Origin of the sequence: uncultured Maribacter sp., assembly GCF_963977385.1 — a bacterium.
Lineage (GTDB): Bacteria > Bacteroidota > Bacteroidia > Flavobacteriales > Flavobacteriaceae > Maribacter.
Genome location: NZ_CAXBOU010000028.1, coordinates 1 through 14,756, shown reverse-complemented (window position 1 = coordinate 14,756; position 14,756 = coordinate 1). Strand labels below are relative to the sequence as shown.

Below are 14,756 nucleotides of genomic sequence, written 5' to 3'. Positions count from 1 at the left end.
TTCAAAATCAACAGTAGTACCGACCAAACAATGAAACCAACCAAAAAGATTGAGGCCGCAGTATTAGATGTTTATCATAAGTGGTTGCATAGTTACTTAAATGGCGATGTTAAAACTTATGACTCCTATTTTGACAATGCCTTTCATTTTATTGGCTCTACCGATAATGAAGAATTCTTGAACAGAAAGGATACTACAAATTTCTTTAAGGTTACCGCTGAACAACTCTCTGGAAAATCCCAAGTTCGTAATGAAACCAAAATAGTAGAACAGTTTGGTGAGCTAATTATCATTACCCACTTATTTGATGCTTGGTTTCTAAATGGAGAAGATTGGAATTACTACGGTCGCTTTCGATTTAGCAATATACTTGAGCAAAATAAAGATGGTTGGCATTTTGTATACCAACATTACTCTACGCCAGATGGTAAGGCAGAAGATGGGGAAACTATAGGTCTTGATCAAATAAGCAAGGAAAACATAGAATTAAGGGAGGCTATTAAGCGACGTACTATTGAACTCGAAGAAAAAAATAGGGAACTTGAAATTGAGGGTGCTTTAGAACGTATACGTGCCAAGGCATTGGCTATGAATGCCTCTGAAGATCTTCTGGATGTAGTGGTGACCTTGCGCACCGAATTTCTAAAATTAGGTCACGAGGCGCAATATTTCTGGCATATGATGTGGTTACCAGATAAATATGACAAAGCAATGACTTCTGGCGATGGTACCCGCATTGGTATGGTGATGGAACTGCCAAGACATATTCATGGGGAAATTCCCATGTTGGCCAATTGGGAAAAAAGTACCGACCCCATGGTCATTTATGCAATGGATACGGAAGCTGCTATTGACTATGTAGATAAAATAATTGCATTGGGCAACTTTCAACAGGTAGACCCTCAAGCCCCTACTCATGATGATATTAGGCATATTGGAGGACTAACTTTTATCATGGCCCGTACAACTCACGGAGAAATAGGATATAGTTTACCCGGTGTTGTTGCACATCCGCCTAAAGAAGACCTAGAAATCTTAGTGAAATTTGCCGGGGCTTTTGATTTGGCTCATCGTCGATTTCTTGATCTTCAAAAATCAGAAAAACAAGCGCGTGAAGTTCAGATTGAATTAGCATTGGAATGGGTTCGGGCACGTACCATGGCTATGCAAAAAAGTGAAGAATTGGCCGATGTAGCAACCATTCTGTTTCAACAAGTGAAAGAATTAGGTATTCAACAATGGACCTGTGGCTTTAATATTTGGGAAATTGGTGATACTGAATTTACTTTTTACCCAGGCGGTCCTGATGGCGAAATACTTCCATCTTGTAAAGTACCTCTTTTGGAGCATCCTATTTTTAAACAGTTCGATGAATCAAAAAGAAGGGGAGATGAACTTTTTGTCTATGAAAAAGAAGGAGAAATCCAAAAGGATCATTACAAATATATGCACTCTCTTCCTGGCATAGGAGATATGCTTCAAGGCATGTTGGATAGTGGTTTAGAATTTCCTGAGTATCAAATTGATCATGTTGTCAATTTTGCTTACGGTAATATGATATTTATTACTTACGAACCTCTTCCAGAAATGCATAATGTTTTTAAACGTTTTGCCAAAGTCTTCGAACAAACCTACACACGTTTCTTAGACCTTCAAAAAGCAGAAGCACAAGCTAGAGAATCACAAATTGAAGCGGCTTTAGAAAAAGTAAGATCCAGATCCTTAGCCATGCATAAAAGTGAAGAACTTCGCGAAGTCGTTCTCGAGATTCATAAAAAATTTCAGCAAATAGATATTTCCATGGAATCGAGAGTCGCCGTAATCGTGGTTTTTGATGAAGATTCCAAAAACTATAATCAATGGATAGCATCTGACGATATTTCAAATATTTTAATTTCAACACCCTACTTTAAACATAGGGTATTAGATGACTTTTGGAACGCGAAAGAAGCAGGCATTGATTTCTACTCAGGAACCTATACCGAAAACGAAAAAAATACGTATTTCCAATCTTTTTTTGAAATATCACATTATACAAGAACTCCAGAAATAAAAGCTCAAGCAGAATGGATTTATGATCAGAAATTTTATGCCTATTCCCCTGTATTTCAAAAAAACTCAAGTATTGGCATCGCCGATTTTTCGGGCATTCCTCTAACCCATGATGAGATAGACATCATAAAACGTTTTTCTAAGGTCTTTGAACAAGCCTATATTCGCTTTCTAGACCTGCAAAAAGCAGAAGCCCAAACACGCGAAGCACGGATTGAAAATGCCTTAGAACGTGTTCGAAGTCGAACCATGGCCATGCAACATAGCAATGAACTTCCTGAGGCCGCCAACGACCTATTTTTACAAGTTCAGGAGCTGGGCATTCCAGCTTGGAGTGCAGGCTATTGTATTTGGACAGAAAATAAAAAAGAAGCTACTGCATTTATGAGCAGTGAAGGCATTATTCAAAAACCATTTATATTACCCAACGTTGGTGTAGGTTATGATTTTGATAAGCCTTTACTAAACGGAGAAACTTTTCATATTGGTGAACTAGGCGGTGAACTCATTAAAGAACATTATGAGTTTATGCGTAAGCTACCCGTCTTTGGGGAAGTAATCGATGGTATACTTAAAGCAGGGCATCCACTTCCCTCCTTTCAAATATTCCATATTTGTTATTTCAAATATGGTTATGTGATGTTCATTACCTATGAAAGAGTACCAAAATCCCATGACATATTCAAACGTTTTGCCACGGTATTCGAACAGACCTATACTCGTTTTCTAGATTTACAGGTAAAGGAAGAACAGGCCACTGCACTACTTGCAGAAAAAAAGAGATTAGAAGACACGCTGTCTAACCTTCAAACCACACAAAAGCAATTGATCCAATCCGAAAAAATGGCCAGTCTTGGTGAACTAACTGCCGGCATTGCCCATGAGATTCAGAATCCCCTAAACTTCGTCAATAATTTCAGTGAAGTAAGCAATGAACTCATTGATGAAATGAACGATGAGTTGGATAAAGGAGATCTTGAAGAAGTAAAGGCTATTTCATTGGATATCAAACAAAACCTTGAAAAAATAAACCACCATGGTAAACGTGCAGACAATATTGTAAAGGGTATGTTGCAACACTCAAGAAGTAGTAGTGGCACTAAAGAACCTACGGATATAAATGCTCTTGCAGATGAATATTTACGCTTGGCTTATCACGGATTACGGGCAAAAGACAAATCATTTAATGCCGAACTGGTAACCGATTTTGATGAGCATATTGGAAAAGTAAATATGATACCACAAGACATGGGCCGGGTAATTCTCAATTTAATTACGAATGCTTTTTATGCCGTGAATGAAAAGAAGCAACAAAAACCTAAGGACTATAAGCCAACCGTTTCAGTTAGTACAAAAAGAGTTGGTGATAAAATAGAAATAAAAGTCACTGATAACGGCAATGGAATACCTAAACACGTTATCGACAAAGTTTTTCAACCCTTTTTCACTACTAAACCAACAGGACAGGGAACGGGATTAGGATTGAGTATGAGTTATGATATTGTCACCAAAGGGCATGGGGGGGAACTCCATGTAGAAACCATAGAAAATGAGAGAACGCAATTTAACATTACGTTGCCAGTATATGTGACCGAACCAATAAAAACGAAATGAAAGCAAAAACCAGATTCATTACTGCTCTAATCTGCCTAATAACTTCTTTTGCCTTTGCCCAAGTGAAGCAACAGCAGATAAACCCCACCTATTTAAGCATTGCCGATGGTCTTGCCTCTCCAGACGTAAAAGAGGTTTTACAAGATAGCTATGGTTTATTATGGATTGGAACAAGTAATGGCCTACAAAAATATGATGGCTACAGATTTGAGACGTTTAAACATGTACCAAACAACCCCTATAGTTTACTTACTAATGGTATTTGGGGCCTTGCAGAAGATGCAAACCATGATATGTGGGTGGCAACGGACGAAGGAGTATCCAAGTATGACCGAAAGAAAAATGAATTTATCAATTATGCTTTTGTGGAACTATTTGATTTACCCCCAGACGTAGGTCGTGTTTTTACCGTTTTTATTGATTCTCAACAACGCATTTGGGCAGCTACACAAGCAATGGAATTGGTGAAATATAATCCTGAAACTGATAGCTGGGGTTTTGCCGAGTATGACATCCCAAATATAACCGACCCAGACCATAATGGTTTTAGTATTGCAATAACCGAAGATGCACAAGGAGGTATTTGGTTTGGCTCCACCCTTTATGGTTTAATGCACATGAGTAAAGACGAAAAAACCTTTAAACCGGTAAAAGCTGATAATTTGGAAGGGTTTGACTTCGTAAATCCAAATAATCATATCTCATCAATATATTGGGATACCAACAATATACTTTGGTTAACCACTCGTAAAGGCATATACAAATTTAATCCGAAAACCAATAACCTAAAAACCCTTGTCGATTACAGTGATTCCGAAACTAGACTTTTCGATAGACTGAATAAGATTTTACCTGACCAACAGGGTAATATATGGATCACCAATAATTTTAAGGGAATATTAAAATTTGATGGAATTACGGATAATTACCAAGAAATTACAATCGCAGGAAAATTAAAAATGAATGGTACTATGTGGGACATTACAATAAGCCATTTCATTGTTGATCGTAGCGGTATTTTTTGGTTTGGGAGTTTGGAATCTGGTTTATTGAAATACGACCCGATCAACAAACCATTTTCCTATTTTTCCCATATAGAAGAGGACCCTCTGAGTATTAGCCCTAATGGCGTTTTTGGCATTCTTGCTTCTACCGTAAAACCAGGCACCATGTACGTTGGATCGAGAGGTGAGGGATTGAATATTTTTGACCCAAAAAAACGAAGCTTCGAAAAAGTAGCTTTTGATGTCGTTGATGATTATTTTGGTGGATCTGTAAGAAGTATTGCGGAAGACCCAGATGGCACCCTTTGGTTGGGTACTTGGGGCGATGGATTAATTGAACTGGATAAAAATTATCATGAAATCAACAGGTACAAATATGAAGCTGATAATACCAATACCCTATCTAACACGCAAGTACGTGTCATTAGGGCAGATGGGCGAGGCAAACTCTGGGTTGGCACCAATAATGGAGTAAATATTTTTGACCCTGCTACTGGAAATTTCCAGCGATTGATGAGCAAATTCACCCTTGCCTATCCACAAAATTTAGTGAAAGAATTTGATACATTATCCCGATCAGATCAAAGTATGGGACTCATTGATAAGGTCAAAGATTCTGAAGACCGCTCCCAAGCTATAGAAATAAATGAAGAGGACACCTATTTTATCATGTCTGTAGGGGAAGGAGATTCCAGAAGTATGGCTGATTATGGATGGATAGAGAACGCACAAAACGATACGATATGGAAATTTAACAACTTTGAAGAATCTTATTATGCTGGAGGTGCAGCAAAAAACAGGATTGTCATGGCGCCTATAACACTTCAACCTGGCTCTTATACATTACGATTTAAAGCAGATAATAGCCATGCCTATGACGCATGGAATGAAGACCCGCCGGATCAAACGTCCCTATATGGTTTATCACTTATAAGACCTTTAAGCGACAAGCAATCTGCATCGTTTGAGCAACGTATAGCCGAAAATAAAAAAGGTATTGTAATGGGAGGTAACAATATTTCAGACATTGAAATAGGCACTAAATATATATGGGTTAGTGCGAATGGGCAAGGCTTGAATAGAATTGATCCTGAAACCAATAAAGTAACCTATTATGACTTTGACCCAAAAAAGGAAAACTCATTGTCTAGTAATAGTATTTCAGACATCCTAGAAGATAGTAAAGGTATTATTTGGATGGCTACGTCAGAGGGAATTAATAAGCTTGACCCTGATACCGGAAAATTCACCCAATTTACAGAGACCGATGGTCTTCCCACCAACCTCACAGAGGTAATCTTGGAAGGTGATAATGGTGAAATGTGGATTGGTACACAAAATGGAATCTCACAAATGGTTACCAACGAAATTTTGGGTAAAGTAACCTTTATAAATTATAACACAACCGATGGTCTTGGTGGTGATATTTTTATACCCTTGGGCGCTGCACGCAGTACGGATGGTACTTTTTATTTTGGCGGCGATCATGGCCTCACCTCTTTCAAAAGTATCACGGCGAACAATACGCCGCCTGATTTACTTATTTCTAATGTGCTAATTTCAAATAAATCGGTTTTAGATATGGGATCGGAAAGTCCGCTGACAGCAAGTTTACTAAACACCGATTTGCTTAATTTATCCCATCAACAGAACAACTTGAGTTTTGAATTTTCGGCCTTACACTTCGCAAATCCAGAAAAGAATCAATATGCCCACAAGCTTATAGGGTACGATGAAGATTGGATCTATGACAATCGAAATTTCGCCTCCTACACCAACTTATATCCAGGTGAATATCAATTTGCCATAAGGGCTTCCAACGCCTATGGAATATGGAACGAAGAAGGAAAAATCTTAAATATCAATATTGCTGCGCCATGGTGGCAACGATGGTGGGCCTATGCATTGTATGCGGTAATAGTACTTCTTGGCTTTATTATGGTAAACCGCTTTATGCGGGCAAAAATCAAACGAAAAGAACAAGAACGATCACGTGAAAAAGAGTTGGCACATGCAAAGGAAATAGCAAAAGCCTACAACAAGCTAAAGACTACTCAGTCTCAACTCATCCAATCAGAAAAAATGGCCTCCCTTGGAGAACTTACAGCGGGTATTGCCCATGAAATTCAAAATCCACTGAACTTCGTCAACAATTTTAGTGAGGTAAATAACGAACTTATTGATGAAATGAACGAGGAACTGGATAAAGGGGATCTTGAAGAGGCCAAGGCTATTTCATTGGATATCAAACAAAATCTTGAAAAAATATACCACCATGGTAAACGTGCGGACAATATTGTAAAGGGTATGTTACAACACTCAAGGAGCAGTAGCGGCACAAAAGAACCTACGGACATCAATGCTTTGGCTGACGAATACCTACGTCTGGCCTACCACGGATTACGAGCAAAGGACAAATCATTTAATGCCGAACTGGTAACCGATTTTGATGAGCATATTGGAAAAGTAAATATAATACCCCAAGACATGGGGCGGGTAATCCTTAATTTAATTACGAATGCCTTTTATGCTGTCAACGAGAAAAAGCAAAAAGACAACAATTTTAAGCCCATAGTTTCTGTCAGCACTAAAAAGACCGGAGACCATTTGGAAATTAAGGTAACGGATAATGGAGGTGGAATACCCCAAAAGGTATTGGATAAAATATTCCAGCCCTTTTTTACTACGAAACCAACAGGTCAAGGTACTGGCTTGGGCTTAAGCATGAGCTACGATATTGTTACAAAAGGACATGGAGGAGAACTAAAAGTGGAAAGTAAAGAAGGAATAGGTACAAAATTTTTAATCTTAATACCCACATAGAAATATGCAACTAAAATAGTTGGCTTAACTTTTTATCTTTTATTTAAAAAATATAATACTATGTTGAATTCGATGTACTCTCTTTTAAAAAGCTGCAATCTCACTTTTTGTATTGGCGTATGCTTGCTTTTTTTTACAGAAAAGTCGTATTCACAAACGAGTAAAGAAATTGGAATTCCTCTCATTACAAACTATCCTACTTCTGAATATGGAGGAAACGGGCAGGTTTGGTCAATAATTCAAAGTGATGACCAATTTATGTATTTTGGGACTTCCACTGAGATTATGGAATTTGACGGAATCAATTGGAGGCAAATTCGACTTCCAGATAACCCTACGGGGGCTTCTTCAAGAGGATTGGCCAAAGATAAAAATGGTGTGATTTTTTATGGGTCTGCGGGAAGTATTGGTTATCTCAAAAGAAATAAATTTGGCGATTTAGAAGCCGAATCATTAAAATACCTGATACCTCAAGAGAACAGGAATTTTGAAGAAATCTGGTCAGTACAGTATGATGGGGAATTTTTATATTTTCAATCAAGAGAATACCTCTTTAGACTCTCCTATGATTTGGAGAAAGGGGAATTCGACCTGAAATCTTACCCAGCCTACAGTACATTTTCTCAGGGGTTTATCATTCATGGGGAGTACATCATCCATGATTTAGATACAGGCTTGTATAAGATGATCAATAATAAGCTAGAATTGATACCTGGCAGTGAGGTACTCGCAGGAGATAGGCTTTTTTCACTAGTCCCCTATCTAAATAATCCTGAGACAGGTAAAAAGCAGTTTCTGGCGGCAAGATTTTTTCAGAAGATCTATAAATACAACGGCGATAATTTTTCGATTTTTGATACTGAGCTCAATCAGTATGCTGAATCCAACCTATTGTATAAAAGTGCAGTGCTATCGAATGGAAATCTTGTTTCCTCCGTAATTGGATTGGGTTTGGTAGAAATGGATACCAATGGAAAATTGATACACGTGTTAACTGCCGAAGAGGGATTACAAGACCCTTCAGTTTATGCTGTTTACGTAGATCAAGATCAGACTGTTTGGGTGGGGCTTGACAATGGAATATCAAAGCTCGAGCTCAATTCACCAATCAGTATTTTTTCAAATGACCAAGGAATCACTTCTACAATTATAAGTATTATAAGAGCTGAAGGGCAATTATATATTACCACTGCAATTGGTCTATACAAGTATGATCCTAAATTGAAAAAGTTTATATCTATACCTGAATTAGGGGCAATTCAGATTTGGGATATGGTAGTGGATGGAAAAGACTTACTTGTCCCGGGTGAGGCTCTTTCAATGATCCGTGATGGTCAAATTTTAGAAATTGATCCCGAAATTAACGGGAGTCAAGACCTAATGATTTCTAAAAAATACCCTAACCTCCTATATGCATCTATCGATGATGGTCTTGCTGTTTTCATTCGTAAGGGAAATTTTTGGGAAAAATTTGGTAATATACTTGGTATGTCCCATACAATTTGGTCCCTGGCCGAGGGTGAAGATGGAACTATTTGGGGAGGAACTCAAGCAAATATGGCCTATCGAATTACTCCCGCTATAGGTTTAGATAGGCTCCCCAAAATTGAAGAATATGAAATTAAAACCTTTGGACCAGAAGATGGCTTAGTCAACTCACCTGGTTTGGCTTATGAAGTTAATGGAGACGTTTTTTTTACCGCATTTGGTGCGAGTTTACTTTATGATTCAAAGTCTGAAAAAATTGTTACTGACGAGAGGTTCGGTGTTGTTCCGGACGGTTTGGGACTTTCCGAGAATTTTTTCATTCAAGAAGATTCAAAAGGGCAAGTATGGATACCGATCGGTAATAGATTGAGACTTGCAATCCCCGGCCCAGACAAAACCTACACCATTAAAGAAAATCTATTCAATGCATATCCATGGCCGAGTATTGCAGCTTTACATTCTGAAGAGAACGGTATTGTTTGGCTTGGAAGTGGACAGGGTTTAGTTCGATTTGACCAATCAATCTCACCTATATCAAAAGGTGATTTTCCAGTTTCGATGCGTGGAGTCTTTGCAGGTTCAGATACCCTTAACCACCTAAAACAAGAGATTGACGATGATTTAGTGGATTTGACCTATTCCCTAAACTCGCTTCGCTTTACATATGCAGCCCAGTTTTTTCAGCAGGAACAACGTACTACCTATCAAACATTTTTAGAAGGATTTGAAACCAAATGGACAGATTGGAACAAAAGCCCATATAAAGAGTATACTAATCTTCATTGGGGCACCTATACATTCCGAGTTCGAGCCAAAAATGTATTCAATGAAATAGGCCAGGAAGCAGCATATACTTTTGTTATTTCTCCTCCTTGGTATGCAACTTGGTGGGCATACTTATCTTATTTACTACTATTAGTGTTATTTGTAGTATTAATAAGTCGCATTCAACGAGCAAAAGCAATCAACAAAGAAAGACAGCATGCCGCACTTCGTGAAGCTACTTTAAAGGCAGAAGCCGAAAATGATAGACGAAAAAACATTGAATTGATTAGCGAGATCGGGAAGGATATTACCAGTTCGCTTTCTATCGAAAACATAATCGATACCGTATATCAGCATGTCAATAAACTTATGGACGCCTCGGTATTTGGAATTGGAATTTATAACAAATCAAATAAAACACTAATGTTTCCTGCTACAAAAGAAAAAGGGAAGGTTTTACCACCATATAGCTATAGCTTAGCGGATAAAAATAGACTAGCAAATTGGTGTTTTAAAAATCAAAAGGAAATACTCTCCAATGACTTCGAAAATGATTACAAGCAATATGTAGAGTATATTCAAGCTACAGCAGCAGGAGAAGATACGCTGTCCATAGTCTACTTACCACTAATTAATAAAGACAAAATCATAGGTGTTCTCACTGCTCAAAGTTTTGCTAAGAACGCGTACACAGATTTTCATAAAGATATTTTGAGGAGTATTGCCAACTATGCTGCATTGGCGCTAGATAATGCTGAGGCCTATCGAGATTTGAAAATAACCCAGTCTCAACTCATACAATCTGAAAAAATGGCAAGCTTGGGTGAGCTCACGGCTGGCATTGCCCATGAGATTCAAAACCCTTTAAATTTCGTCAACAACTTCTCTGAAGTGAATAAAGAACTGATAGATGAAATGAACGAGGAACTTGATAAAGGAGATCTTGAAGAGGCTAAGGCTATTTCATTGGATATCAAACAGAACCTTGAAAAAATTAATCACCATGGCAAACGTGCAGATGCCATTGTAAAGGGAATGCTACAACATAGCCGAAGTAGTAGTGGTAAAAAGGAATTTACCGATATTAATGCCTTGGCAGACGAATACCTGAGGTTAGCTTATCATGGTCTTCGAGCAAAGGATAAGTCTTTTAACGCAACCATGGAGACTGATCTTGATGATTCTATCGGTAAAATAAACGTTGTCCCACAAGATATGGGGCGGGTAATTCTTAATTTAATTACGAATGCTTTTTATGCCGTGAATGAAAAGAAGAAAAAAAATGTGAATTATAAACCTATAGTTTCTGTCAGTACTAAAAAAACTGATCAACATATCACGATACGTGTTTCAGATAACGGTGATGGTATTCCAGAAAAAGTTAAAGACAAAATCTTTCAACCCTTTTTCACCACCAAACCTACTGGGCAAGGTACTGGCTTGGGATTAAGCATGAGCTACGATATTGTGACAAAAGGACACGGTGGAGAATTACAAGTGACAACAAAAGAAGGTGAAGGCACAACTTTCATAATTAACATAAGAATAAATGATTAAACAATCCCTACTATTCATCACGCTATTTTTCTGTATGATATTTACGGCAAGTGGGCAAGAAAACCCTGTAGATAAAAATGGATTGGCTCTTGATACAATCGTGCATTTTACGAAAGCAGATTTAGATTCAATTTTTGGTTTAAGGTTGACAAATAAAGCAGGTTGGATTTTTAAATCAGGAAATAAGCAAGATGCATCTCCTGTAGACATTGATTTAGCTGGTTGGGAACGATTAAGCCCCTCTCAAATAACCAATGATATGGCAGATGGTTCTGGCAAGTTTGAAGGCTGGTTTAGGTTGCAATTTACCATTGATAGTGCTTTTGCAAAGCTTCCACTCTACTTGGACAAAGAAGACCACGCAGCGGAAGATATTTATATAAATGGAAAGTTGTTCCGTCAATTTGGAGAAAAAGGGAAAGACAGAGCCTCATTTAAAGAGCATATTCAAGATTTCGAGATACGATCTCCTATTTTTTTAGAACCTGACACTACATATACATTAGCCATACATTATGTTGACTATAGTACCAATTGGGGCGTTGCAAAAATTGTTCCATTGGGCTCTACCAGATTTGTTACCAATGACTATTTTGATTATATGAGCTTTTTGGGATATAAAGTTTTGTTCAACTTAATTGGATCTTTCATATTTTTTATACTTTTTTGGCTTCTATATCTTCTGATCAGGGAGGACAGTGAACTGTTTATGATAGCACTTTTTTCCTCTTTGATGTTACTATTGAATATTTGTATCGCTTTCAACGGTGGAGACAGCTTGTTCTTTACGTTGCCCTCTAAGTATATGGTCATACTTTTATTCACTCGGGGCATTTTGTCTAATTATTTTTTCTTGTTCTGCTTTTTATTTGGATACAGAATTTTCTACGGTAAACATTCAAAGTGGTTCATTCTGGCTAGTATAATATTGATAATCATTCCATACTATGCTGCCTTAGTTCTTTACTTGGTCATTGGTATTTTCTTAGCCTTTTTATCAATCAAATCTAAAAAAAGAGAAGTATCAGTAAGAATACTGCTATACAGTCTAACATTATCTTATATCATAACTGCTACTGGCTTGATCTATAGGTATTCGAATTTAACCGATGATTTTACTCTAAGGTTAATAATGGTTTATAGTGATACGATTGGTAAAGCCATTCTCTTTTTAGGCATGTTGGCATTTGTTGCCTATCGCATGAGAGAAAAAAATGTAAATATGCAGCAAAATGCAATGGAACTTGTAAAGCTCGAAGCTGAAAAAAGTGCGCTTATTACTTCACAAAATGAAAAATTAGAATTAAAAGTAAAAGAAAGAACCTCTGCTTTAAATCAATCTTTAAATGACTTAAAAGCTACTCAATCACAACTCATCCAATCTGAGAAAATGGCTTCACTTGGAGAGTTAACTGCCGGCATTGCCCATGAAATTCAAAACCCGTTAAACTTTGTCAATAATTTCTCTGAAGTAAGTAACGAGCTTATTGATGAAATGAACGAAGAATTGGATAAAGGAGATCTTGAAGAAGCCAAGGCTATTTCGTTGGATATCAAACAAAACCTTGAAAAAATAAATCATCACGGCAAACGTGCAGACAATATTGTAAAAGGTATGTTGCAACATTCTAGAAGCAGCAGTGGCACAAAAGAACCTACGGATATAAATGCGCTTACCGATGAGTATTTGCGCTTGGCTTATCACGGATTACGGGCAAAAGACAAATCATTTAATGCCGAACTGGTAACCGATTTTGATGAAAGTATAGGTACTGTAGATATTGTGCCACAGGACATGGGGCGGGTAATTCTAAATTTGATTACGAATGCCTTTTATGCCGTAAACGAGAAAAAACAAAGAGATGTTAATTTTAAGCCCATAGTTGCTGTCAGCACTAAAAAAACGGATGATCGTATCACCATTAGTGTTTCTGATAATGGTGATGGCATTCCTGAAAAGGTTAAAGAGAAAATATTCCAGCCCTTTTTCACCACTAAACCAACAGGTGAAGGCACTGGCTTGGGCCTTAGCATGAGTTATGATATTGTGACGAAAGGGCATGGTGGTGAATTAAAAGTAGAAACAACAAAACATAAAGGAACCACATTCATTATAGAATTACCAAATTCAACCAACAACTAAATCAGTATGAAAAACACACCATTATTAAGGCCTATATTTTTAATCAGTATATTTTGCTGCCTATTTTTGGTTTCTTGCCAAAAGCAGAGCAAGTCTGAAACTGAAACTACGGTAGGTGATTATAAAGCTCCAAAAACCGTTCCTTTACAGTTTACAGAGCCAGAATCATTCGAATGGGAAGAAATAAGCAATGATTCACTGACGACCCCCATATCATATGATTTAAATGTAGATGCTTTACCTAGCAAACCTTTTGAACTAAACACGTTTAAAGCGCTTAAATCCCCAATGAAGGAATACGATTTGGATTGGGACGGTTATCTTACCGGGGAATTAAAGTTTGATTCCGTGCCCTTTACATTGACCAAAGCGCCCATAAAAAAACCAACTATAACCAAAATGAAACCACCAGCGAATATGACTGGTACAAACGTGAATGTTTTACAGCTTTCCACAAATGAAGGATTACCTTCTAACGATATTACCTCCTTTTTAGAAACTGAAGATGGTGGTATTTGGATAGGGTCTTCCGCGACCAATACACCACTAACCTACTATGATGGTGAGAACGCCTTTGTTTACGATTACCCAGGAGTCTATAAAATGACCTTTGACCAACAAGGTAAGCTTTGGTTGGTTAGTCCGGGGCCTCGTTTTTTAACAGTCTTGGATTTTAAGAACGATACGGCATATACGATTACCAAGACAGATAATTTTACACCTTTCGATATTCTTTGCGACCATACAGGGACGATCTACCTTAACTCTCTTACTGAAGGATTCTACGCAATGGATGGGGAAATGAAAAGTTTACGAAAGATTATAAATGAAGGCTCCAATAAACCTTGGAAGATATTTGAAGACAGCAAAAATAATTTATGGCTCAGTTATCAAGATGGTTTGAGCGTGTTGGATCCCTCCAGAAAAGAATTTAGAACAATTTCTAATATAGCCGAAATTAAACTTAACTCTATAGTTTGGGATATTAAAGAAGATGCCTATAATAATATTTGGTTAAGTTATCCTTACCCAACGCCTAATGGTAATTCCAATGCTTCTTCCAGTGTTTTAAGATTAGCAATAGATAAGCAAAAAGTTAGCGTTTTAGGTTCTGAAAACGGGTATACCATTACAGGTGATAAAATAGAAGAAGATGCCCAAGGCAACTTATGGATATTCGGATCGACAGAGGCCTTTCTACTTAGTAAAAACAGGGATGCTTCCAAAACAATTGCCCTAAACGCTGCTCTGCAAGGCTCTCTTAGGATACCAACCCCTTTAAAACGTAAGGATGGGTCTCTTTGGATTGC

At 37.5% G+C, this 14,756-nt stretch carries 5 protein-coding genes; all 5 read left to right on the top strand.

The window, feature by feature from the left end; translation table 11 throughout:
- The first annotated feature begins 30 nt into the window (after positions 1–30).
- The gene (locus AAC084_RS20315) at positions 31–3,666 is read left to right on the top strand and encodes an ATP-binding protein (protein ID WP_339842125.1); all 3,636 of its coding nucleotides are present in this window, start codon (positions 31–33) and stop codon (positions 3,664–3,666) included.
- The gene (locus AAC084_RS20310) at positions 3,663–7,493 is read left to right on the top strand and encodes a two-component regulator propeller domain-containing protein (protein ID WP_339842124.1); all 3,831 of its coding nucleotides are present in this window, start codon (positions 3,663–3,665) and stop codon (positions 7,491–7,493) included. The genes AAC084_RS20315 and AAC084_RS20310 overlap by 4 nt, the downstream gene beginning before the upstream one ends.
- 123 nt (positions 7,494–7,616) lie before the next feature.
- Positions 7,617–11,303 (top strand): ATP-binding protein, encoded by a 3,687-nt coding sequence (locus tag AAC084_RS20305; protein ID WP_339842123.1) that lies wholly within the window; start codon positions 7,617–7,619, stop codon positions 11,301–11,303.
- Positions 11,296–13,446, top strand: coding sequence for an ATP-binding protein (locus AAC084_RS20300; RefSeq protein ID WP_339842122.1), 2,151 nt, complete (start codon positions 11,296–11,298; stop codon positions 13,444–13,446). The genes AAC084_RS20305 and AAC084_RS20300 overlap by 8 nt, the downstream gene beginning before the upstream one ends.
- A 6-nt stretch (positions 13,447–13,452) precedes the next feature.
- A partial coding sequence (locus AAC084_RS20295; RefSeq protein ID WP_339842121.1) for a two-component regulator propeller domain-containing protein occupies positions 13,453–14,756 on the top strand: 1,304 nt, incomplete at its 3' end.